The 25363-nt window shown below is 42.5% G+C and carries 20 protein-coding genes; 3 read left to right on the forward strand and 17 right to left on the reverse strand.

What is annotated here, in order from left to right; genetic code table 11:
* Positions 1–12 precede the first annotated feature (12 nt).
* The 4 genes from IEY03_RS10750 to IEY03_RS10765 form a co-directional block, all read right to left on the reverse strand.
* Positions 13–1311, reverse strand: a complete 1299-nt coding sequence (locus IEY03_RS10750; protein ID WP_188841434.1) for a glutamate-5-semialdehyde dehydrogenase — start codon at positions 1309–1311, stop codon at positions 13–15.
* Positions 1301–2431 (reverse strand): glutamate 5-kinase, encoded by a 1131-nt coding sequence (gene proB, locus IEY03_RS10755; RefSeq protein ID WP_188841436.1) that lies wholly within the window; start codon positions 2429–2431, stop codon positions 1301–1303. Before proB ends, IEY03_RS10750 begins: the two co-directional genes overlap by 11 nt.
* Before the next feature lie 178 nt (positions 2432–2609).
* A complete protein-coding gene (locus IEY03_RS10760) occupies positions 2610–3899 on the reverse strand; it encodes an NCS2 family permease (protein ID WP_188841438.1) in 1290 nt (429 codons plus the stop codon).
* Between the two features lie 602 nt (positions 3900–4501).
* Positions 4502–5068 carry a TetR/AcrR family transcriptional regulator gene (locus IEY03_RS10765; RefSeq protein WP_188841441.1) on the reverse strand — a complete coding sequence of 189 codons (567 nt, stop codon included), beginning with the start codon at positions 5066–5068 and terminating at the stop codon, positions 4502–4504.
* A gap of 100 nt (positions 5069–5168) precedes the next feature.
* Between IEY03_RS10765 and IEY03_RS10770 the strand changes: the two genes are divergently transcribed.
* Positions 5169–5702: a dihydrofolate reductase family protein gene (locus IEY03_RS10770; protein ID WP_188841443.1), complete on the forward strand. Its 534-nt coding sequence runs from the start codon at positions 5169–5171 to the stop codon at positions 5700–5702.
* A gap of 262 nt (positions 5703–5964) precedes the next feature.
* On the opposite strand, the gene IEY03_RS10775 is transcribed toward IEY03_RS10770, so the two are convergent.
* Together IEY03_RS10775 and IEY03_RS10780 are read right to left on the reverse strand one after the other, a co-directional pair.
* Complete coding sequence (locus IEY03_RS10775; protein WP_188841445.1) at positions 5965–6351, reverse strand: hypothetical protein; 387 nt, start codon at positions 6349–6351, stop codon at positions 5965–5967.
* A 905-nt stretch (positions 6352–7256) separates the two neighbouring features.
* The gene (locus tag IEY03_RS10780) at positions 7257–8786 is read right to left on the reverse strand and encodes a M17 family metallopeptidase (protein WP_188841447.1); all 1530 of its coding nucleotides are present in this window, start codon (positions 8784–8786) and stop codon (positions 7257–7259) included.
* A gap of 193 nt (positions 8787–8979) precedes the next feature.
* Here IEY03_RS10780 and IEY03_RS10785 point away from each other — a divergent pair, with 193 nt between their 5' ends.
* Entirely contained in the window at positions 8980–10440 is a 1461-nt protein-coding gene (locus tag IEY03_RS10785) for an aminoacyl-histidine dipeptidase (RefSeq protein ID WP_188841449.1), read from the forward strand.
* Positions 10441–10499: 59 nt separating this feature from the next.
* Here the strand turns inward: IEY03_RS10785 and dinB are convergent, their stop codons facing one another.
* Positions 10500–11582, reverse strand: a complete 1083-nt coding sequence (gene dinB, locus IEY03_RS10790) for a DNA polymerase IV (RefSeq protein ID WP_188841451.1) — start codon at positions 11580–11582, stop codon at positions 10500–10502.
* Between the two features lie 153 nt (positions 11583–11735).
* On the opposite strand from dinB, the gene IEY03_RS10795 reads away from it, so the two are divergent.
* Complete coding sequence (locus tag IEY03_RS10795) at positions 11736–12359, forward strand: FMN-binding negative transcriptional regulator (protein WP_188841453.1); 624 nt, start codon at positions 11736–11738, stop codon at positions 12357–12359.
* A gap of 100 nt (positions 12360–12459) precedes the next feature.
* Here the strand turns inward: IEY03_RS10795 and bfr (IEY03_RS10800) are convergent, their stop codons facing one another.
* From bfr (IEY03_RS10800) to dnaK, 10 genes are all read right to left on the reverse strand, one after another.
* The gene (gene bfr, locus IEY03_RS10800; RefSeq protein WP_188841455.1) at positions 12460–12927 is read right to left on the reverse strand and encodes a bacterioferritin; all 468 of its coding nucleotides are present in this window, start codon (positions 12925–12927) and stop codon (positions 12460–12462) included.
* Between the two features lie 156 nt (positions 12928–13083).
* On the reverse strand, positions 13084–13554 hold the full coding sequence (gene bfr, locus IEY03_RS10805; RefSeq protein ID WP_188841457.1) for a bacterioferritin: 471 nt from the start codon (positions 13552–13554) through the stop codon (positions 13084–13086).
* A 207-nt stretch (positions 13555–13761) separates the two neighbouring features.
* Positions 13762–16983 (reverse strand): carbamoyl-phosphate synthase large subunit, encoded by a 3222-nt coding sequence (carB, locus tag IEY03_RS10810; RefSeq protein WP_188841459.1) that lies wholly within the window; start codon positions 16981–16983, stop codon positions 13762–13764.
* 23 nt (positions 16984–17006) lie between these two features.
* Positions 17007–18164 (reverse strand): glutamine-hydrolyzing carbamoyl-phosphate synthase small subunit, encoded by a 1158-nt coding sequence (gene carA, locus IEY03_RS10815; protein WP_188841600.1) that lies wholly within the window; start codon positions 18162–18164, stop codon positions 17007–17009.
* A 173-nt stretch (positions 18165–18337) separates the two neighbouring features.
* Positions 18338–19153: a 4-hydroxy-tetrahydrodipicolinate reductase gene (gene dapB / locus IEY03_RS10820; RefSeq protein ID WP_188841461.1), complete on the reverse strand. Its 816-nt coding sequence runs from the start codon at positions 19151–19153 to the stop codon at positions 18338–18340.
* Between the two features lie 110 nt (positions 19154–19263).
* The gene (bamJ, locus tag IEY03_RS10825) at positions 19264–19881 is read right to left on the reverse strand and encodes a BamJ family beta-barrel-assembly machinery protein (protein ID WP_188841463.1); all 618 of its coding nucleotides are present in this window, start codon (positions 19879–19881) and stop codon (positions 19264–19266) included.
* Positions 19882–19976: 95 nt separating this feature from the next.
* A complete protein-coding gene (locus IEY03_RS10830) occupies positions 19977–20777 on the reverse strand; it encodes a M48 family metallopeptidase (RefSeq protein ID WP_188841465.1) in 801 nt (266 codons plus the stop codon).
* Positions 20778–20817: 40 nt separating this feature from the next.
* Complete coding sequence (locus IEY03_RS10835; protein WP_188841467.1) at positions 20818–22053, reverse strand: DEAD/DEAH box helicase; 1236 nt, start codon at positions 22051–22053, stop codon at positions 20818–20820.
* Positions 22054–22186: 133 nt separating this feature from the next.
* On the reverse strand, positions 22187–23314 hold the full coding sequence (gene dnaJ / locus IEY03_RS10840) for a molecular chaperone DnaJ (protein WP_188841469.1): 1128 nt from the start codon (positions 23312–23314) through the stop codon (positions 22187–22189).
* A 124-nt stretch (positions 23315–23438) separates the two neighbouring features.
* A complete protein-coding gene (dnaK, locus tag IEY03_RS10845; RefSeq protein WP_188841471.1) occupies positions 23439–25355 on the reverse strand; it encodes a molecular chaperone DnaK in 1917 nt (638 codons plus the stop codon).
* Between the last annotated feature and the right edge of the window lie 8 nt (positions 25356–25363).

Below are 25363 nucleotides of genomic sequence, written 5' to 3' on the forward strand. Positions count from 1 at the left end.
TTTAAGCCATGATTATTTACGGCTGGTGTAATCGCCCCAAGCAAGCCATTTATAAGTGGTTAAAGCATCCAGTGCCATAGGCCCTCTGGCATGCAGCTTTTGGGTACTTACCGCCACCTCGGCACCTAAACCAAATTGAGCGCCATCAGTAAAACGCGTGCTAGCATTAACATATACCGCGGCTGAATCCACTTGATTCATAAAGTAACTTGCCGCGTGAATGTCATCGGTTAATATTGCTTCAGAGTGCCCGCTTGAATGCTGACGAATATGAGCAATAGCCCCATCAATATCGGCAACCACTTTAATGCCTAAGGTTAATGATAACCACTCGGTAGAAAACGACTCATCGTCGGCAGGTGTGATATCAAACCCTAATCCACTTAAATACCCCTGTGATTGCTCGCACACATAAAACTTCACCCCAAGGCTATGTAGATGTGCTGCCACCTGAGGCACAAATGCTGCTGCAACCTGTTGATCGATTAACAAGGTGTCCAGTGCATTACACACGGTTGGACGTTGCACTTTAGCATTGGCAATCACTTCGACGGCACGGTTCAAATCAGCTTTTTTATCAACCAATAAATGGCAAATACCGATACCACCAAGAATGACTGGAATACTTGATTGTTCCGCGCATAAGCGTTGTAACGTCTGGCCGCCGCGAGGAATGATCATATCGACATATTTATCTAAGCGCAGCAAACCACTTACAATCGCCCGCTGTGGCGATTCAATTAATTGCACCGCATCTTGCGGTAAGTTCAAGCTATTAAGCGCGCCCCGAATAACATCACTGAGTACTTTATTCGACTCTATGGTTTCTTTACCACCGCGTAAAATAACCGCATTACCGGTTTTTAGTGCTAATACCGCAATATCAACAGTCACATTCGGGCGGGCTTCGTAAATCACGCCAACGACCCCAAGAGGAACGCTTCGCTGGGTCAGTCGCAATCCATTATCAAGTATCTGGCTGGCCGCTTCTTTACCGATAGGATCGGCAAGGGCTATTACATTATCAATATCGCCAATAATGCCGGCTAATCTAGCTTCATCAAGCAGTAAACGGTCAATCATGGCATCTGTTAAACCATTGGCTTTGGCAGCAGCAACATCTTTAGCATTGGCAGCTAAAATGGCACTGGCATTATCAGCTAAACGTTCACTGATGGTACTCAATAAATTATTTTTCTGGGTAGATGTTAACGTGGCAAGGGTAAAACTTGCCGCTTTCGCACGTTGACCTAAACCTAACAAATATTGATTGATTTGCGCTTGGCTGGCGTCATCCTGATTAACTGACATGAGTTTTCTCCTTGTTTTCTAATACAACCATGTCATTGCGGTGCACAGCAGCATCCCCATAGTCATACCCTAAAATGTCTTCGATTTCATTGGAATGTTTACCGCTGATTTTACGTAAATCAGCGGCGCAATAACGGCTTATGCCCTTACCCAAAACTCGCGCATCTGTATTAACAATTAAAATGGTAGCGCCTCGGTCGAACTCCCCGTCAATGCGGGTTATCCCTTTAGACAATAAACTGCGTCCACTTTCAACAACTGCGCGAGCGGCACCAGCATCGACAACCAACTTACCTTGGCTAGCAGGGCCAGCTAATATCCACTGTTTGCGGCTTTCTAATGGCGAATCAATCGCACTAAAGTGGGTACCTACCGACTCTCGTAGGGCAACTTTATTGATGACATCGGGATGATGACCTGACGCTATCACCACCTCAATTCCCGCACGTCTGGCAATATCTGCCGCCTCAAGTTTAGTGGCCATTCCGCCTGTACCTAAACCAGAAACCGAACCACCCGCTAATAAGCGTAAGCTGTCATCAATATTAACCACTTGTTTGATCAACTGCGCATCGGGATTTGTGCGAGGGTCTGCATCAAACAAGCCTTTTTGATCGGTAAGCAAAATCAAGAGGTCTGCATCACACAACAACGCCGCACGAGCCGATAAATTATCGTTATCGCCGACTTTGATTTCATTGGTTGCTACGGCATCATTTTCATTAATGATAGGAATAATATTGTTATCTAACAAAGCATTTAACGTATCACGTGCATTGAGGTAGCGCTCTCTGTCTTGCAAGTCAGCACGGGTTAACAGTAGCTGACCCACATACAAACCATATAAACTAAACAGTTGCGACCAAGCGAGAATTAATTGGCTTTGTCCCACAGCGGCAAGCAATTGTTTGTGCGCCATGGTATCGGGCAAAATGGGGTATTGCAGATGTTCACGTCCCGCGGCAATTGCACCTGAAGTGCATAACACAACTTCGACACCAGACTTCATTAAGTTAGCCATTTGTCTGGCTAATTCAACCATATGTGCCTTGTCTAATTTCTTGCTGCCAGAAGTCAGTACACTGGTGCCCAACTTCACTACCACGCGGCGATAACCCATTTAGCCTTCTCTCTAATTTGATTGATAATATTCCGAACTATTTTTATACCCAATTCAACATTGAATTCCTAGATAAAGCTGCAATCAAATGGGTTTTAGTGAGTTTTATTTGTGATCTGCCATAAAAAAGGGTTATGCATTGCATAACCCTTAATTAAATAGCGCTAATCTAGTGACATTAGCCGTAAATAAACTTCACTAAGAACAACAAGGCAATAAATACCACTCCGGCATTTAAATCTTTAATACGACCCGTTAGCAGCTTTATCACTAAATAAGAAATAAACCCGAAACCAATGGCGTTCGCAATAGAGAATGTCAACGGCATCAATAAACAGGTCACTACGACAGGGGCCGCTTCAGTCAAGTCATCCCAATCAACATTGATAAGACCAGACATCATTAAAATGGCGACATAAAATAACGCACCCGATGTTGCATACGCGGGCACCATTCCAGCCAGTGGCGAAATAAACAATGCCGCTAAAAATAAAATACCCACGACAACTGCGGTTAAGCCTGTACGTCCACCAGCACTCACACCCGCTGTACTTTCGATATAACTAGTGGTGGTTGATGTTCCTAATACCGCACCGGTAATGGTGGCTACACTGTCTGCGGTTAATGCACGTTTCACGCGTGGTAAACGACCTTTATCATCCAAGAAACCACCACGTTGAGCCACAGCAACTAACGTACCCGATGTATCGAATAAATCGACAAACAGGAACGCAAAAATCACTGAAATCATACTAATTTCTAATACGCTAGATAAATCCATTTTCATGAATGTTGGCGCAATAGAAGGCGGCACTGACATTAAGCCATTATATTGCACATCACCAAAAAGCAATCCTAATACAGTCACTATCATAATGCTTAAGATTACCGCTGCTTTCCAGCCACGTTGCACCATAGCAATGATCAAGAAGAACCCGAGTGATGCCATCACAGCCGGAAACGAAGTGATGTCGCCCATAGTGACTAACGTGGCAGGACTTGCCACCACAATGCCCGCACTTTTTAAGCCAATTAATGCTAAAAAGAGACCAATACCCGCAGCAATACCAAATCGCAATGACATTGGAATACTGTTTACAATCCACTCACGAATTTTGACCAGAGACAACACAAGGAAACAGACACCTGACATAAACACCGCGCCTAATGCGGTTTCCCAGCTGTAACCCATCTCGCCTACTACTGTGTAAGTAAAAAAGGCATTCAGTCCCATACCTGGCGCTAACGCGATAGGGTAATTTGCTAACAATCCCATGATCAAACAGCCAATCGCCGCAGCTAAACAGGTTGCTACGAATACGGCGCCATGATCCATCCCTGCATCAGCAAGCATCATAGGGTTAACAAAGATAATATAAGCCATAGTTAAAAACGTAGTCAGTCCGGCAACCACTTCTTGTTTTAACGAGGTATTGTTTTGTTTTAGTTTAAATAGTTTTTCTAACATGGAACCATGTTCCTTGGGTGAGGGTTAATTAATATTGTTATTATTTTTGAGCAGCTCCGATAAATGACCCCGAATGCTCAAAAGAGGGAGATTATATCCCCTAACATGCCATAAAATCACACTTTGGTGGTAAAAACACCTTATAAAGCCTGAAAACAGACTTTTGATGACAGATTAATCACAATGGTCAATTGTTGACAGAAAGCAGGAGTTAACGGGTTTCAGAACAAAATTGGGTTGGTAGGTATCTTTTTATAACAGTAATTAAAGCCTCATAGACGTTAGATTAACTTCAAGTGCAAATGATCCCGCGAGACGCAGCAAGCACCTCCCTGTGGGCTTAACCAAAACATCCTTGTTTTGGATACTCGCTGGCTCATCAGCACCTGAAATTTTGTTTCTTCGATTAAGCTTTATTGATGACAGTAGCAAAAGCTAAATCAGTAAAGCTTAGGTAACTTCAAGTATAGAAAATTCACTTAACACATTGTCTAAGCTGACTGATTCATATCAGTAAGACCTGCTCCTAAATACATTACCTGCTAGAATCGATAAACCTTTGTCTCGCTATCAGTAACATTGAAAAGCCCCTTTAATGTGAGCTAGGTTCGAGATGATTCTAATGAACTACAAATCAGCGCCAATGGTCCATTCATCATTTCAGTTTTGATCAAACTCGCATCATGACAACAACTGATAGAGAACGCGAAACCATGTAAGTAATCAGCCAGCAAATCTAAACCGTCTTTTTCCACTTTTTTGAGTAAAGCTAAAGGAGCAATAATAGTTTGATAACGCTCAGTAAACACTTGAGCTGGTCCGTGTGATGTCATACTCAGCATAGTTTGTAGTAGCCCGTTGTACTCACGTAACAGCTCGATATAACTGACACATAAACTTTTTAACTCGCCTTGCCAATTAAAACTTTCCTGAGGCTGATAGATCTCCGCCACAAGCGATGTGGTGAGCGCTTCCAACAAAGCATTCTTGTTTTTGAAGTAGTAATAAATCGCCATAGGATCCACGTTTAATTGCGTTGCTAATGAACGGATACTTGGGACTTTTCCATCCATTTTCATCAAACACTTAGCTGTTTCTAGGATGCTATCAGCACTTAACTGTGACATCTCCCCCGCTGGTCGTCCACGTTTTTTTTCATTGACAGCCATTTGTACTTCCCGATATACTCAAAATATTCTACATAGTAGAATTAATTTTAAACTATATTTTGACTTCGATCAACCACGACCAATTTAATGAGATACTTTTATGGCAAACATCGTTTTTATTGCAACCAGTCTTGACGGTTTCATCGCAGATAAACAAGGCAAACTCGACTGGTTAAATTCGGTACCAAATCCAGACAATATTGATACTGGTTTCTTTGCGTTGATGAAACGAGTTGACGGCTTGGTGATGGGACGCAATACACTCGATGTAGTTCTGAGTTTTGATTGCGATTGGCCTTACACAAAACCAGTGTTCGTATTGAGCAACACTATGACGAAAGTGCCACAAGGCTATGAAGACAAAGTATTCTTAGTCAAAGGTGAATTGAAAGACATTATCGCGGAGCTGAATACTAAGGGATTTTCTGATCTATACATCGACGGTGGCGTGACTATTCAAAACTTCCTCAAAGAAGATCTGATCGATGAAATGGTGATCACTCGCTTTCCTATCCTACTTGGCGGCGGCGCACCTTTGTTTGATGAACTAAAACAGCCATTGAACTTCAAAGTTACTAAGAGTGAAGTATTGCTAGAAACCTTAGTTCAAACCTCTTACATGCGAGAGAAATAATCTCAATTTCTGCATCTAAAAACGCCCTTCACAACAAAGTGAAGGGCTTTTGCCGTCTATTTGAGCAGCAGGGATCTGATATTGTCTTTTGCCTCACCCTTTAATTTATAAATTGAAAAGTTCTCTAATTGTCTAACTAACAATACTAGATGTAACTCATTTGGGGTCAAAAGTGAGTTAGTATCTAATAACTAAAGTGACTATTCGTATTATGATAAGTCTGGGTTAACGCTATAGTCACTTGTTGTATTTAATATACCGACTATTTAGTTGTAATATCATTTTTTACAAGTAGATCTTCATTCTCAACATTACTACAAGTTCTAAGCGTACCATTTAAAGCTGAATCAGAAGCTTGCTTTGTTGTTACTCGCGCGCTTAACTTATTACCTATTATTGATAGTTTACTCTCAATAATAGGTCTAATTTTATTACCGATGGGGGTTCCGATACATATACCAAGAAAAGCAGGTCCAAGGGCTGGGATTTGATAAATTAAAACAAACCATCCACCAACTTGACCAGAAATTGCAAAAAAAATAAATAATATAATGTTACCAATTACATATGTATACGCAACATGCCTAAATTTCAATAACATACTAAGAAGAATAAATAAAACTGTAACTCCTAAAGAAAACATAACCATTATTTAGACCCTCCGTGGATTCATATTAAACATAGTCACTTATTAACTGACTTTCCCAATGATTTAAGTTACTTGAATTATTGATTTATAGCACCTTACATTTCCTATAGCATTGATGTAAAGCGATAAATTGTCATTAAAACCCCAAAATAAACCGAAGTTTCCTAAATAGCATAAGTTAGTTTTTTATTGAATCGAACGTAAGCGCTTTTCATTAGAACTTTGGTTCTAAACACGCTTCGGGGGCGAACTAAGCTAGTATTTTAAGAATAATCTTATTCGACTCAATCTTGAAAACCTGCAGGCAAAAAAAAGCCTACTCATAGAGTAGGCTGACATGTATCAAGCATCCAATTGGGGAAAAGGAAAGCTAGTATCACTTGGGGGAGTGATAAGGGAATCAATCAAGTTGATCAATTACCCGAGTCAAAACGTCAAAACGACGAAAAAAGGTGGTGAATAGTCAAACGGAAATAAGTAAAGCGAGTTAAAACTTCATGGCGAATAGACCGCCACGCAAAACCTCTGGGTTAATCCAAGTGTTTTGCCAATAAATTTTGCCATTGCCTAAATAAGACATAATAAACTCTCCAAATTAAAGTTGTTAAACCTAGTAGTGGCTCTGGTCCGTGGAACTTACTTTTTCTCAATCCATTGAGACAACTTTCTTTCACTCGTTTCCTTGGAGATAACATCCATCCTGGATTTACTAGTATTGACGGCGTCACGCCAGCCAACGAGAGCAATTATACGAAACTGTAATTAAATTACAAGTATTTTTTGATCTTAATCATAAAAAACCTTTATTAAGTAATATCATTACGAAATAAAGGTTTTAACATTTCAAGATCAACTTATTAACAGTTATGTATAACACTGTTATTTAAATAGAATGTTGCAAATTTTTAATCTTTGGCAAAATGTAATAAAGCAACCAAAGGTTGTGCTGTCGGTTTACCGTATAACGGGTCACCTTCTGTCGCACTACCAGCAATGTCGATATGGGTATAACTCAATGGCAAATCACTTTGTAAGTGATGTAAGTCTAACCCTGAGGCCTTAAGCAAAAAGGCTGCCGGATATTGATGACCACGTGCAGTCACTGATGACGGACCATTATTGGAGGAGATCACATCAGCAGCGCCATTTTTATCTGCCACTTTATCGAAGTCTTCCGGGCGTAAATAAGACACTTCAAAAGGCTCTGCCCATTGTTGGCCAATCTGCTGAAGCTTTGCTGCCACACCTTGTTGCTTGGCCACGGCATTTTCAACTAACGCGCTATATCCGCCGTAAGCTCTTACCACATGGCCCGTTAATGTCGCCACTGAAAACAAACTCGGGGCAGTAGCTTGGTTAGCCTGAATACGTAAATGCGATAATAAGTCAGCTAATACTAGACGACCTTCGGCATCTGTATTTCCAATACGTACCCGCACTCCGGCATGGCTGGTAATAATTTCATCGGTGACAAATGCCTCGCTGCCTATGCTATTACGCACTAAACCCAATTCAGCAATCACTTTGATCCCTTTAGGTTTAAGCAGTGATAATGTTTTCATTAACCCCGCTACTGCAGCGGCGCCGCCTTTATCGCGACTCATTCCCGCCATACCGCCAGCAATTTTAATGTCTGCTCCGCCTGTGTCATACACCACACCTTTACCGGCAAATAATAACGTTCGGGTAATTTCACCTTCCCCGGTATAAGTGAGTTTAACAACACGAGGATGATGCCTAGCAACATCAAATGAACTGCGACCAACTGCACTCAGTAATGGGTAATCTTTCAGTAAAGTGGCTTTATCATCAACAACGGCAACCTCAAGACCGCTGTCTTTAAACGACGCAACACAATAATCGGCAAAATGAATCGCGCTCATGCGCTCAGGTTCGGTACCACATAAGTCTCGAGCCAACACTCTGCCAGCTTCGAGGGCATTTAACACATCACTTTTAGGTTGACTGCTCATTACGCCAATAGCATTAAACGCAGGTGATAATGACTGTGCTTCCCTTGTTTCAAGCGGTTGCCATAACGCTTGGCCGCAAGCCAGTGCCGCAACTTCGGTGGCAAAGCTGAATCTTTGATCTTTTGATACTGCCACTATCAACAAAGGTTTTTTAGCGCCAGCATCTTTGGCTATCGTAATACCTTCTTTGGCAGCTTTAGCATAAATACGCACGTCGGCGTAATCATCATCTCCGGTGACAGGCGAGATAATCAATCGACCTCCGGCTAAGCCTGGGGCAAATAATAACGTGGCTTGTTTACCTACTCGATGATCAATGTGTTTGGCATGCTCAGCCAACAAAGTAATTTCTTGTTGGGCAACATCATTAAGATCAGGTGTGACTACCACTACGGCATCAAAACCTTCTCCGTCAAAAATCGCTTGATCGTTATTTACATCAATTACAGGCACCTGAAACATGATTTATCCTTATTCTTGTGGTCACTATGGCGATAGCAGCAGGTGAACTTTTTTAAGATCACGTCAGCTTTTAAAGTTAATTAATATTTACATAATAGCGTTTATACGTCGAAGAAAAACCCACTGTGTCACAATGGCATTTAAACAGCCTATGGTAGAATAATGTCATATTTATTCAAATTGAGGACGTTCCGTGACCGCATTAAACCAATTATATCCACAACCTCTATGGCAATGGTTCGAACAAATTTGTGCTATTCCCCACCCTTCTAAGCATGAACAAGCATTATCAAATCACATTCAACAGTGGGCAAAAGGTAAAGGCCTGAGCGTTGTTGAAGACAAAGTAGGTAACCTGATTATCCGTAAGCCAGCAACACCTGGAATGGAAAACCGTAAAATTGTTGTGCTACAGGCTCACATTGATATGGTGCCGCAAAAAAATGCTGACAAAGTGCATGACTTTGAAAAAGATCCGATTGAAGCCTATGTTGATGGCGACTGGGTAAAAGCAAAGGGCACCACCTTAGGTTCAGATAATGGCATTGGTATGGCGTCAGCTTTAGCTGTTTTAGCCAGCGATGACATTAAACACGGTCCTTTAGAAGTCTTATTAACCATTGATGAAGAAGCTGGCATGACTGGCGCTTTTGGCCTAGAAGCCGGTTATTTAGATGCAGAGATTTTGATCAACACTGACTCAGAGCAAGAAGGTGAGATTTACATGGGCTGTGCTGGCGGCGTGGATGCACAGATATCCGTTCCCCTGTCATGGCAGGCGCCTGAGTTAAGTAATCAATCATTTAAGCTGACATTGTCAGGCATTAAAGGCGGTCATTCAGGGGTAAATATTCACCTTGGTCGCGGTAATGCTAACAAATTACTGGCGCGTTTCTTATTTAAATATAGCGATGAATTAGCCCTTGAACTCGTTGATTTCACTGGTGGTTCGCTGCGCAATGCCATTCCCCGTGAAGCCAGCATTAGCTTTATGTTACCAAGTGAAAATGTTGATGCTTTAAAACACGCTATCAGTGATTTTCAAGCCGTAGTCCGTGCAGAGTTAGCCATTGCCGATCCAAGCATGTTACTGACCCTCGCTGCAATTGACGCCCCAGCTAAAGTGATGGGAGAAGATGCGCAAAACTGTTTAATCGATTTCTTACATGCTTGCCCCAATGGCGTGATGCGCATGAGCGATGAAGTTGAAGGCGTAACAGAAACATCATTAAACGTTGGTGTGATAAATACTGAGCAGGAAAGCGTTGAAATATTATGCTTGATCCGCTCATTAATTGATTCTGGTCGAGATGAAGTGCAAGGCATGTTAAATGCTTTAGCCAATCTTGCCGGTGCCAGCATTGAGTTTAGTGGCGCCTACCCAGGATGGAAGCCAGATAACAGCTCGCCGGTTATGGCCATAGTACGTGACACTTATAACGATATTTATAAAAAAGACCCAACCATTATGGTGATCCATGCAGGTCTTGAATGTGGCTTATTTAAAGAGCCCTACCCAAGCATGGACATGGTATCGATTGGCCCAACGATTCGCTACCCGCATAGCCCTGATGAAATGGTTAACATTGAAACCGTTGGTCAATACTGGCAGTTACTGTTAGCCGTATTAGAGCGCATTCCAGAAAAGGCTTAAACGGCTTTTTATCGCTAACAAGATTTTGATATTCAAAATCAGCCTGAGTTAGCAAAATCTTAGAACTGCAAATCGAGTTGGGTAACTGACTTAGTTTGCAGTTTTTTTTCATTTGATTCCCCCACATCAGCCAAGCCAACACTGACACCTAATAATCTTATGCCTCTGCCATTAGTGCGAGATAATGCTTGTGCTAATAAATCATAAAACAAATTGACCGACATTTCTGCGCTGCGATGCTCTATGGTGGTTTGCTTAAAATCATTAAATTTAATCTTTACCACTTGCTTATTTATCTGCCTACCTTTGGCGCTACGGCTAACTCGGCTATCTAATTCTTGGATCAATTGCGGCAATACTTGATGGCATTGCGCTAGGGTAAAAATGTCTTTTGCGAGAGTGGTTTCTACCCCTACAGACTTGCGCACACGATTGTGACTAATAGGCCTTAAATCAATCCCATTAGATCGTTCAATCAATACACCACCAAACTTGCCAAAGGCTTCAAGTAATTTGTTTTTGGGATACTGCTGCACATCGGCACAGGTTTCTAATCCCAATAGCGACAGCTTTTGTGCCGTCACCTTGCCGACACCCGGAATTTTCTTTAGCGGCAAAGTGCGAACAAATTCAGGAATATCATCAGGGGTTATCACATACTGACCATTAGGTTTATTTAAATCGGAAGCTATTTTGGCAAGAAACTTAATTGGCGCGACGCCCGCCGATGCTGTTAATCCGGTTTCAGCTTCAATGTCTGCTCGAATAGCTTTTGCGATTAAGGTCGCACTGCCGTGGTGTAATTGGCAATCAGACACATCAAGAAATGCCTCATCTAAGGATAAAGGTTCTATTACATCGCTATATCGGTTGAATATCTCTCTTATCTGCTGCGATACCTCTTTATAAACCTGCATGCGGCCGGGCACTAATACCAAGTTAGGACATAACTTTAATGCGTGATAGCTAGACATGGCTGAACGAACACCAAATTGACGAGCAGCATAATTGCAGGTACTGATCACGCCACGCCGATCACTGCGTCCACCGACGGCAATCGGTTTATCACGCAATTCAGGAAAATCACGCATTTCAACAGCGGCAAAATAACAATCCATGTCGATATGAATAATTTTACGCATAGTGGTATCAACAGTAATCAGAGTGGTTTCAATAATACTGTATATAAAAACAGTATTCAATGGCGATGTATCAGATGGGTGAAAAGTTCATACTATGTCGATGTAACACCTATATAATATAAAAAATCAACATATTACATAGGACGTTTACGGATGTATGTTCCAGAAAAGTGGAAAATGGAAGCCACCAGTGACATTCAGCAATTTATTCAACAACATGGTTTTGCCATGATTGTTTCAAGCGATTTAGAAGCATCACACTTACCGCTTATTCTTGAGCCTAACACTGCGAAACAAGGTGTTTTATATGGCCATTTTGCACGCTCAAACCCACACTGGAAAAACATCGTCGGCCGCTCTGTGTTATGTGTATTCAATGGTCCGCACGCGTATATTTCACCAACTTGGTATGACGCCTATCCAGCTGTGCCGACTTGGAACTACATTACAGTTCATGCCAAAGGAGTGGTTGAGTTAACCGATGAAGCGACTACCCTAAAGATGCTCAATGCCACCATCAGTAAGTATGAGCCCAGTTTGCTTGAAGCGACTGATGAGAGTGAGGGTTTTATTCCCAAAGCATTCGAAGAAAAATTAGCTAAAGGTATTGTCGGGTTTAAAATTGTGATTAACGAATTACAAGCAAAACAAAAGCTAGGACAACATAGAAGTAATGCAGATCAACAAGGCGTGGCGAATGGGTTAGCAAACTCAACTGATTTAGATGCTCAGCAGCTATTTAACTACATGAAAGCGAATAATATTGGCATCGGCTGATATGGTACAAAGTGACTGCTACAAGTGCGCTATTGATTCTAAATAAAAAGCCCACCATCTTGCGATGTTGGGCTTTAATTTGAAATGTAGATTTAAGCTATTACATTTTAGTTTGCAAATAGTTTTGTAAACCAACACGTTCAATTAAACGGAGTTGCTTCTCTAACCAGTACATGTGATCAGACTCAGTATCATCAAGTAAAACCTCTAAGATTTCACGGGTTTGATAATCGCCTTTTTCTTCACATAGCTTGATCACTTTACGTAAATCATCAGCAACTTTGTATTCATACTGTAAGTCATTTTTCAGCATTTCAGTGACATCTTTACCGATGTTTAATGCTTCACGGCTAGCAACATCTGGTGTGCCTTCTAAAAACAGAATGCGTTGTACTAATTTAGCTGCATGGACTTTCTCGTCGTCAGACTCATGAAGAATACGAGTATATAACTCATCAAATCCCCAATCTTCGTACATATGAGCATGGACAAAATATTGATCCATTGCTGATAGTTCGCCGGTTAATAAACTGTTTAGTGCGTCAATGACTTCTTGATTGCCTTTCATAATCTTGTCCTATTCATCTTAAAATTGTGATTGAAGTGACGGTTTAATACTGGTTGAGTCATCAATACAGGTACTTCAACCCAATCTAAATGTCTTGCTTCATCTCCACCTTTAAGTAGCTGTTCAAGCTAATCGAGGTGACATAATTTTGTGCTATTAATCTTTAATCTGGGATTGAAGATAATTTTGGATGCCCGTTTGGCCGATAAGCTCTTGCTGAGACTCAATCCAATCTAAATGCTCTTCTTCATCTTCAAGTAAGTCTTCAAGTAAATCACGTGTCACGTAGTCTTGTTCTGTTTCACACAATTTGATCACGTCACGTAGTACCGCAATTTGCTCTGTTACCGCTTCTTTGTCGCAGCTCAACATCTCTTGCGCTTCTTCACCAATGCGCAGCTTATCGAGTTGTTGTAAATTGGGTAATCCTTCAAGAAACAACACTCGCTCGATCAGTTTATCGGCATGTTTCATATCCTGAATCGATTTTTTATATTCTTTTTCGTTAAGCTTTTCTAAACCCCAATGCTTAAACATACGCGCATGTAAGAAGTATTGGTTAATCGCTGTCAGTTCGAAGGTTAATACGCGATTTAACTGACTAATGACTTTTGGGTGACCTTTCATAATGATGTCCTTGATAGAAAACTTGATCTGGATCAATGTCGAACAGGATAGTGCAACAGACCATTAATTGCAAATTTTCCTTTAAATTCATACACATAATATTGATAACCATTATCATTATAACTTAGGTTTGTAACTTAAGTTAAATCTCGGCCATAAAAAAAGCCTTCAAAATGAAGGCTCTTTACAATGTATGCTCGCTAAAATTTAGCCAGTGATACGTTTATGTAACTCTTGCACCGAGTTTACATTGGTACGGTCATCGGCAGCATGTGCAAGACATGTTGCAAACGCAGCATTCAATGTTGTGGTGTAATTCACTTTATAACGTAATGCACCGCGACGAATTTGACGTGAGTCTTCAATCGCTTGACGACCTTCAGTGGTGTTAACAATGTAGGTGTATTCATCATTCTTGATACGGTCAAGAATATGTGGACGACCTTCATGTACTTTGTTCACCAAACGAGGGTTTATACCCGCTTCACCTAAAACGACTGCAGTGCCGTGGGTTGCATCAATCTCGTAACCCAGCTCAATTAACTTCGCGGCAAGAGCTGCGACACGCTTTTTATCACTGTTACGAACAGATAATAAAGCACGTCCAGATTTAGGCACTTCAGATGTCGCACCTAACTGAGCTTTGGCATACGCTTCAGCGAAGGTCTCACCCACACCCATCACTTCACCTGTTGAACGCATTTCAGGCCCTAATAAAGGGTCAACGCCAGGGAATTTATTGAAAGGTAGCACCACTTCTTTTACTGAAAAGAAGGGTGGGATCACTTCTTGAGTGAAGTTTTGCGATTTCAAGCTTTGACCAGCCATCACTCGTGCAGCAATTTTAGCTAATGGTACGCCAGTCGCTTTAGACACAAATGGCACGGTACGCGCTGCACGTGGGTTAACTTCAATCATGTAGATTTCGTTATCTTTGACAGCAAACTGTACGTTCATTAAGCCAATCACGCCTAACTCAAATGCTAACTTAGACACTTGCTCACGCATTTGCGCCTGAATCTCAGCGCTCAAGCTGTATGGCGGTAATGAACAACCAGAGTCGCCAGAGTGAACGCCTGCTTGTTCAATGTGCTCCATGATTGCGCCAACCACGACAGTTTCACCATCACATACCGCATCGATATCCACTTCAATCGCATCATCTAAGAAGTGATCAAGTAATACTGGTGATGCGTTAGAAACTTTAACGGCTTCTTTAAAGTAGCGTAGTAAATCTTGCTTGTCGTAGACGATTTCCATCGCACGGCCACCGAGTACATACGATGGACGAACCACTAGCGGATAACCAATTTTTTCAGCTTCAATAACCGCACTTTCAACGGTTGTTACCGTTGCGTTTTCAGGTTGTTTCATGCCAAGACGTTGAATCGCTTGTTGGAAGCGCTCACGGTCTTCTGCGCGGTCAATAGCATCAGGGCTAGTACCAATGATGGGTACGCCTGCGGCTTCTAATTCACGGGCTAACTTAAGTGGAGTTTGGCCACCATACTGGACGATAACGCCCTTTGGCTTTTCGATACGAACGATTTCTAATACGTCTTCAAGTGTTACTGGCTCGAAGTATAAACGATCTGAAGTATCGTAGTCGGTTGAAACCGTTTCAGGGTTACAGTTAACCATGATGGTTTCATAACCGTCTTCACGCAAAGCTAACGCCGCATGAACACAACAGTAATCGAATTCAATACCTTGACCGATACGGTTAGGACCGCCACCTAATACCATGATTTTTTCACGGTCAGATGGGTTCGCTTCACACTCTTCTTCATAGGTTGAGTACATGTACGCGGTATCGGTTGAGAATTCCGCCGCACAGGTATCTACGCGCTTATAAACAGGGTGAATTTCATGACGTTGACGTAGCTTACGAATTTCGCTTTCATTCACGCCAAGTACTTCTGCCAAACGCGCGTCAGAGAAGCCTTTACGCTTTAATTGGCGTAAGAAGTTTTGCTCTAAACCAGACATGCCTAGCTCGGCTACCTTAGCTTCTTGGGCTACCAAATCTTCGATTTGAATCAAGAACCAGTGGTCGATATTCGTTAGGGTGAAAATATCATCACGGCTTAAGCCTGCACGAAATGCATCAGCTATGTACCAAATACGGTCACAACCTGGCTCTTTTAATTCATGACGAATTGTTTGCATGGCTTCTGGCGATTGTAAATCGACAATCGGGTCGAAACCACTACGTCCAACTTCAAGGCCACGTAATGCTTTTTGCAATGACTCTTGGAAAGTACGGCCAATGGCCATAACTTCACCCACAGACTTCATTTGCGTGGTTAAACGGTCATTCGAACCGGCAAACTTTTCAAAGTTAAAGCGTGGAATTTTAGTCACAACGTAATCGATGGCAGGCTCAAACGATGCTGGTGTTTTACCGCCAGTAATATCGTTACTTAGCTCATCAAGGGTAAAACCAACCGCTAACTTAGCCGCAATTTTAGCAATCGGGAAACCCGTTGCTTTTGAAGCTAATGCCGATGAACGCGATACACGCGGGTTCATCTCAATAATCACCATACGACCCGTGTTAGGGCAAATACCAAACTGTACGTTTGAACCACCGGTTTCAACACCAATTTCACGCAGTACTGCTAACGAAGCATTACGCATTAATTGGTATTCTTTATCGGTTAAGGTTTGCGCTGGAGCAACAGTGATTGAGTCACCGGTATGAACACCCATTGGATCGAAGTTTTCAATCGCACACACGATAATACAGTTATCGTTGCGGTCACGAACCACTTCCATTTCGTATTCTTTCCAACCAATTAATGATTCATCAATCAATAACTCGTTTGTTGGCGACAAATCTAAGCCTTGAGAACAAATCTCTTCAAACTCTTCTTTGTTATATGCAATACCGCCACCGCTGCCACCCATGGTGAATGATGGACGAATAATACACGGGAAACCTACCATATCAAGAACGCCATAGGCTTCGTCCATGTTATGGGCAATGCCCGCACGTGGACATTCTAATCCGATAGATTTCATGGCTTTGTCAAAACGGCTACGGTCTTCAGCTTTATCAATCGCGTCAGCTGTTGCACCAATCATTTCAACGTTAAATTCTTTTAGTACGCCTTTCGCTTCAAGCTGAAGTGCGCAGTTCAGTGCTGTTTGTCCACCCATTGTAGGTAGAATGGCATCTGGACGCTCTTTAGCAATAATGTTGCGTACGACTTCCCAGTGAATTGGCTCGATATAGGTTGCATCGGCCATTTCAGGGTCAGTCATAATAGTGGCTGGATTAGAGTTAACCAGGATCACACGGTAGCCTTCTTCACGAAGGGCTTTACAGGCTTGAGCACCTGAATAATCGAATTCACACGCCTGACCAATTACAATTGGACCGGCACCTAGGATAAGAATACTTTTTATATCGGTACGTTTTGGCATTGCTTCTCTCTTCTCCCAGATAACTACTTAGCGTGCTGACGATATTGTTCAATAAGCTCGATAAAATGATCGAACAGTGGCGCGGCATCGGTTGGCCCAGGGCTAGCTTCTGGATGTCCCTGGAAACTAAATGCAGGCTTGTCGGTTAAATGGATACCTTGTAAAGAGCCATCAAACAGAGACTTGTGTGTCACTTTGATATTGGCTGGCAATGTGGTTTCATCAGCAGCAAAACCGTGGTTTTGACTGGTGATCATCACGTTACCTTTTTCGATATTGCTCACTGGGTGGTTTGCACCATGGTGACCAAATTTCATCTTTAAGGTTTTAGCACCTGAGGCAAGTGCAAGTAACTGGTGACCTAAACAGATACCAAATACTGGGATCTCTGTTTTAAGGATTTCTTGAATCGCGCTGATGGCATAATCACATGGTTCTGGATCGCCAGGACCATTTGACAAAAACACCCCATCAGGGTTCATTGCGAGTACGTCTGCAGCAGGTGTTTTAGCCGGAACAACGGTAACATCACAACCACGGTCAACTAACATACGTAAAATATTACGTTTTACGCCGTAATCATAAGCAACAACTTTGTATTTCAATGCAGATTCTGGCGTGTCAGAGGGTAAACCACCCACTAACTTCCAACTACCGTTACGCCATTGATAGGCTTTATCGGTAGTCACTTCTTTGGCTAAATCCATGCCTTTTAAGCCAGGGAATGCTTTTGCTTCCGCTAGGGCTTTTGCTTCGTCTAGGTCACCCACCATAATACAACCGGCTTGGGCACCTTTTTCACGCAGGATACGGGTTAACTTTCGGGTATCGATATCCGCTATACCAACGACATTGTGCGCTTTTAAGTAATCACTTAAAGATTGTTGGTTACGGAAGTTACTAGCAATTAACGGCAAATCGCGAATGATTAGACCACAAGCATGAACCGAGTCCGATTCAGTGTCTTCATCATTAGTACCGGTGTTACCGATATGCGGATAGGTTAAAGTTACTATTTGGCGTGAATATGATGGATCCGTTAATATTTCTTGGTATCCGGTCATTGAAGTGTTAAAAACAACTTCACCAACTGAAATACCTGATGCACCAATTGCAGTGCCAGAAAATACGGTTCCATCTTCGAGTACGAGTAAGGCAGACTGTGTCAACGCGACCTCCAGAAAAGAGCCAAGCCATTGAAATTATTTGATTTTATTTTGCACTAAGATACCAATTTCCGCTGTTTTACGAAATTTTGACAAATTTCGGCGATTTTACAGGAATTCCATAAAGTCGTCTATAGCGGTAAAACTGTTTTTCAAAAAAAACCACCATATCAATGGTGGTTTTTAATTTAATCATTTAGTCCAAGGACCTGCTGCATATCATACAGACCCGGATTTTGATCATTTAGCCAATACGCTGCACGCATAGCGCCATTTGCAAATGTCATACGACTTGATGCTTTATGAGTAATTTCTAAACGCTCACCAATATCGGCAAACATTGCAGTATGTTCACCGACTAAATCGCCAGCGCGAATCGTCGCAAAACCTATGGTGTCACGCTCACGCTCACCAGTGATCCCTTCGCGGCCATAAACAGCACACTTTTCAAGATCTCTGCCCAGCTTTTTAGCAATGACCTCACCCATTTTAAGCGCTGTACCAGAAGGTGCATCTTTCTTAAAACGGTGGTGACCTTCAATGATTTCGATATCGGTGTAATCACCCATCACTTCAGCAGCAAGTTCTAGCAACTTCCACATCAAGTTAACGCCAACAGACATATTTGGAGCAAATACCACAGGAGTTTGCTCAGCATATGCGCCAATCAGCTCTTTTTGAGCATGATTAAAGCCAGTTGTCCCTATGACCATGGCTTTGCGATTACGCGCACACCAGTCAAGATGAACAATTGACGCTTCAGGCGATGTAAAATCAATGAGCACATCAAAATCATTAATCACATTGTCTAATGAATCCGTAATAGCAACATCCATTGAACCAACACCTGCTAGTTCTCCTGCATCAACACCAATTAAGGTGGAGCCTGAGCGTTCTATGGCTGCGCCAAGATGGATCACTTCTTGATGTTTAGCGGATTCAATTAACGTGCGACCCATACGGCCACTGGCACCCACAACGGCGACTCTGACTTTTGCTGTCATATGTTCTCCCAGTGAAAGTCTGCTAAGCATCTTACACTTGTGATTTAAGCTAAATACAAAAATTGGCTATATACAAAAACGCCTAAGATATCTTAGGCGTTAATTAACTATTAGATAATGTCTAACAATTCAACTTCAAACACTAATGCAGTGTAAGGAGGAATAGATGCACCAGCACCACGCTCGCCATAAGCTAAGTGATGTGGAACGAATAACTTAAGCTTGGTACCCACTGGCATTAATTGTAAAGCTTCTGTCCAACCAGCGATAACACCAGAAACAGGGAACTCAGCAGGTTGACCGCGAGTCACTGAGCTGTCGAATACTGTACCGTTTAGGAAAGTACCGTGGTAGTGAGTACGAACTGTTGAGTCAATTGTTGGCTTCTCGCCATCACCTTGAACAAGAACTTCATATTGAAGACCTGATTCAGTTACAGTAACACCATCACGTTTAGCATTTTCAGCTAAAAATGCATCAGCTTCAGCAGTTGCATTTTCTGCAGCCGCTTCTTGTGCAGCTTGTAAACGACGACTAATTTCAGTGAAAGCAGTTTGTAGGTCTTCCATAGACACTTGGCTTTCTTTACCTGAAAAAGCATCTGCTAAACCAGCTTGAACAGCAGGAATATCAATTCCTTCAAAAGGGTTGGCGGCTAATTGCTCACCCATTTGACGACCTACACCATAACTTGCATGCTGCTCCATTGTGCTGAACACATCTGACATAATTTCTTTCTCTCATTTGAACAATTAAAAATTTCACGGAGTTTATCACATTTAAACTGTGCTTGCTGTGAAAATGCCGAACAATATGACTATTTTCAGCCGTTGATTTTACATTCAGTCAAAGACTGTTTTCTAGCTTGAGTATAAAGCGGCATAACTTGCATTTGCGCCGCTTGTAAATCTTCAATTCGATGGCTGTGTGATGGATGGGTTGAAAGCAACTCTGGCCCTTGGCTACCACCCGCTTTTGCCATATTCTGCCAAAGTGTGACACTTTCTTGTGGATTAAAGCCTGCTTTAGCCATTAACTCTAAACCGACCATATCGGCTTCACTTTCTTGACTACGACCAAAAGGTAAAATAATCCCAACTTGAGACCCTAACCCTAAACCTGCCATATATAAATCTTTGTTGGCTACCCCACTTGCGCCTAACGCCGCATCAGCGACTTGCATGCCGATCCCGGTAAGTTGTGAGCGCGAGACTTGTTCATTGCCATGCTGTGCCAATACGTGAGCAACTTCATGGCCCATTACCGTGGCCAGTTGATCTTGATTCACAGCGACATTCAATAAACCGGTATACACCCCAATATGGCCACCAGGTAATGCAAAAGCGTTAACCTGATCCGATTCAAATAGCACCACTTCCCATTGCTGACCTTGATCGGGTAATACCGCGGTGATCCGCTTGGCAATGCAATTCACATAAGCGGTTTTGCTTTTGTTCTGGCTAATCTTTTGATCTTTTTTCATTGCTGCAAAAGATTGCGCGCCCATTTGTTGCATCTGCGCATCGGAGAATAATAAGGTTTGGCTTCTTCCTGTGGGCGATTTAGTGCTAACACAACCAACTAATAACCCGCTAATACACAGTGATAACAGCAATTTGTTCATTGTTTGTCCTTAAAAAATAATCGTTAATCTAAGGTCTACTTTATCTAGACCTTGTGCGTTTGGCAAAATCACTCATGCTCTTTTTATTGGCCGTTCGGCGATTGGCCTGCTTGTCCCGAGGAGGCCGCTTACTGTCGGCTGCACTAGGTTTATCGGTAACCGGATAATCAGCCAAAATGTGCAGTGGTAAAGCATGACCAGTTAATTGCCTAATAGCCTCTAAGCTTGGTAATTCTGCATGGCTGACTAAAGATACCGCGATGCCGCTTAAGCCTGCACGGGCAGTACGGCCAATACGATGCACGTATACGGTTGCTTGAGGCGGCAACTCAAAATTAATCACTACGGGCAAAGCCTCGATATGAATTCCTCTAGCCAGCACATCGGTTGCAATCAATACCGTCAATTGTTGCTGCTGAAACTGAGCCAAGGTTTGCGCCCGAAGCAACTGCTGTTTATCACCGTGCATGGCTGCGGTATTGATCCCCGCTTTTAACAGCTTTTTACACAGAGCATCAGCATCATCTTTGGCATTAACAAATACCAACACTTGCGACCATTGATGCAACTTGATTTGCTCAATAAGCACTTTAGCCTTACTACCTTTGTTCACATGATAAATAGTTTGGGTAATATCATCGACGGGTGAATTGATTGGACTTACTGCAACCCGCGTATAGGGCTTAGATAAAATCTTGCTGGCCAATTCAGCTAAGGGTTCTGGCATGGTGGCTGAAAACAACAGGGTTTGCCTTGTCGGCATTAACGCCAGTAAGGCATTTAAATCATTAATAAACCCCATATCCAACAAACGATCGGCTTCATCTAGCACTAATGCCTGTAAATCTGCGAAGTGAAGCAAATTTTGTTGTGCTAGGGCTAATAATCGCCCTGGTGTAGCGACAATAATATTAACTTGTGTTGTTAGACGCTCGACTTGTACGGCGATATCCTCACCGCCACACAGTACCTCAAGTTTAAGATTAACAGCCTGTGCGAGTGGTATTAAGCTTTGACCCACTTGTGAGGCCAACTCTCGAGTTGGCACAATAATCACCGCAGACAAACAGTGGGCCTTTACCTGCTGATTGATGCGATGCAGTAAAGGCAAACCATAGGCGTAGGTTTTACCACTGCCTGTTTGCGCTAATGCCAATACATCCTTACCAGACAACACTGCGGGAATAGCTTGTTGTTGTATGGGACTTGCCACTGCCACGCTAGCGGGTAACGCATCTACTAGACCAGAGTGAAGTGAAAATACCGTCAATGTCATCGAATTGCGCCTACAAACAAGAGAAAGGAATTGCCAACAATGGCCAGATTATAACATTCACTTAAACAAAAAAGGCTGCTCACTTAAGTAAACAGCCTTTCTATTGATGTTTCTTTAGCCTAGCGCGTTGCTATTAGCTGTTTAAGTCTTGAAAGAATTTTTTCACGCCATCAAAAAAACCTTCCGCTTTTGGGCTGTGCTTTTTTGATTCGCCAGTTAACGTGGCTTCAAATTCACGTAATAATTCTTTTTGCTTTTCGTTTAGGTTAACCGGCGTTTCCATAACCACTTTACACAATAGATCACCTACTGCATGGCTACGCACTGATTTAACCCCTTTACCACGTAAGCGGAACATACGACCCGTCTGGGTTTCTGTTGGAATTTTCAGACTGACTTTACCATCAAGTGTAGGCACTTCAATCTCGCCGCCCAATGCTGCTTTACTGAATGAAATTGGCACTTCACAGTAAAGATTGTTGGCATCACGGGTGAAAATGCTGTGCTCACGAACACTAACCTGAACATATAAATCACCTGGAGGCGCGCCAAACTCACCCGCTTCACCTTCTCCGGTTAAGCGAATTCTGTCACCGGTATCAACACCAGCTGGTATTTTCACTGACAACGTTTTGCTCTTTTCAACTCGGCCTTCACCATGACACTTGCTACAAGGATCTTTGATGATTTTGCCGCGGCCATGACACGTTGGGCAAGCCTGTTGTACGGCAAAGAAACCTTGACGCATTTGTACCTGGCCTTGACCATGACAAGTGCCACACGTGGTTGCTTGAGTGCCTTTTTTCGCGCCACTACCATCACAAAGATCACACGCTGCCAATGTTGGGATACGTAATTCTTTGGTTAAACCGCGAACCGCTTCTTCAAGTGATAACTCTAAGTTGTAGCGTAAATCACTGCCGCGTGCGGCTTGTCGCTGACCGCCTCGACGTCCACCGCCAAAGATATCACCGAATACATCACCAAAAATATCACCGAAATCGCCTTGTCCACCATGACCGCCACCACGGTTTGGATCGACACCCGCATGACCAAATTGATCATAAGCGGCTTTTTTATCGCTGTCGGTTAAAATTTCGTAGGCTTCTTTAACTTCTTTAAAGCTTGCTTCTGCCGCTTTATCACCAGGATTGCGGTCAGGGTGAAATTTCATCGCTAAACGCTTGTAGGCTTTTTTAATTTCACGTTCACTGGCATCGCGACCGACACCGAGAACTTCGTAAAAATCACGCTTTGACATAGTGTTTTGCTTCTCGAAGGTTTGCTTAAAATTGATTAAGTATGATTGTGCAAACGGGCGTTAGAGGTAAGCCTCAACGCCCGCTTTATAGTAACTAGTTGCTTTTTCTATAAAAAGTAACTAATTATTTTTTGTCGTCTTTCACTTCTTCAAACTCAGCGTCAACAACATCGTCAGCAGGGTCAGCTTGCTTGCCAGCATCAGTTGCTTGCTCTGCGCCGCCTTGTGCTTTAGCTTGAGCAATTTCCATCAACTTAGCAGAAGCTTCGATTAATGCTTGGGTTGCTTTATCAATTGCTTCCTTGTCATTGCTCTTCACTGCAGCATCAACTTCAGCCATTGCAGCTTCGATTTTCTCTTTGTCTTCAGCTGGTAAATCATCACCGGCTTCAGTCACTTGTTTCTTAGTAGAGTGAACTAAACCATCAGCTTGGTTGCGCGCTTGAACTAACTCTTCAAACTTGGCATCTTCATCTGCGTTAGCTTCAGCATCACGTACCATTTGCTCAACTTCTTCATCTGACAAACCTGAGTTAGCCTTGATGGTGATGTTTTGCGCTTTACCGGTTTTCTTATCAGTTGCAGACACTTTTAAGATACCGTCAGCATCGATGTCAAAAGCAACTTCAATTTGTGGTTGACCACGTGGCGCTGGCTCAATACCTTCTAGGTTAAATTGACCTAAAGATTTGTTGTAGCTAGCTTGCTTACGCTCACCTTGAAGTACGTGAATGGTCACGGCACTTTGGTTGTCGTCAGCTGTAGAGAAGGTTTGGCTCGCTTTAGTCGGGATAGTGGTGTTCTTCTCGATAAGCTTAGTCATTACGCTACCCATGGTTTCGATACCAAATGATAACGGTGTAACGTCAAGTAGTAGTACGTCTTTCACATCACCTGAAAGCACACCTGCTTGAATGGCAGCACCGACAGCAACGGCTTCATCAGGGTTAACGTCTTTACGTGGCTCTTTACCGAAGAAGTTAGTTACCGCTTCTTGTACTTTAGGCATACGTGTTTGGCCACCAACTAAGATAACCTCGTTGATGTCTGAAACCGATAAATCAGCATCAGCTAAAGCCACTTTTAACGGCTCTAAAGAACGTTGAATTAAGTCTTCAACTAATGACTCTAACTTAGCACGAGTGATTTTAACCACTAAATGCTTAGGACCTGTTGCATCAGCAGTGATGTAAGGTAAGTTAACTTCAGTTGAGTTGGTGCTTGATAATTCGATTTTCGCTTTTTCAGCCGCTTCTTTAAGACGTTGCATTGCTAAAGGATCTTTACGTAGATCTAAGCCTTGGTCTTTTTTGAACTCATCTGCTAAGTAGTTAATTAAACGGTTATCAAAGTCTTCACCACCTAAGTGAGTGTCACCATTAGTTGCTAATACTTCGAATGTTTGGTCACCGTCATTGCTGTCGATTTCGATGATAGAGATATCGAATGTACCACCACCTAAATCGTATACTGCAACAATGTTGTCGCCTTGCTTCTTATCAATACCATAAGCTAACGCTGCTGCTGTTGGTTCATTGATAATACGCTTAACTTCAAGACCCGCGATACGGCCAGCATCTTTCGTTGCTTGACGTTGTGAATCGTTAAAGTATGCAGGAACAGTAATTACCGCTTCGGTAACTTCTTCACCTAAAAAGTCTTCTGCGGTTTTTTTCATCTTTTTCAAGATTTCAGCAGACACTTGTGGTGGAGCCATTTTGTTACCACGTTGTTCAACCCATGCATCACCATTATCGGCTGCGATAATTTTGAAAGGCATGATATCAACATCGCGTTGAACTTCGTCATCTTTAAAACGACGACCAATTAAACGCTTAATTGCGAAGAAAGTATTTGCAGGGTTTGTCACTGCTTGGCGTTTTGCAGGTTGACCTACAATTGTTTCATCATCGGTATAAGCAACAATAGAAGGGGTTGTACGATCACCCTCAGCGTTTTCAATTACGCGTGCTTTACCGCCATCAAGGACAGCCACACATGAATTTGTTGTGCCTAAGTCGATACCAATAATTTTGCCCATGAGGTCCT

The sequence above is a fragment of the Shewanella aestuarii genome (assembly GCF_014647215.1).
Classification (GTDB): Bacteria; Pseudomonadota; Gammaproteobacteria; order Enterobacterales; family Shewanellaceae; genus Shewanella; species Shewanella aestuarii.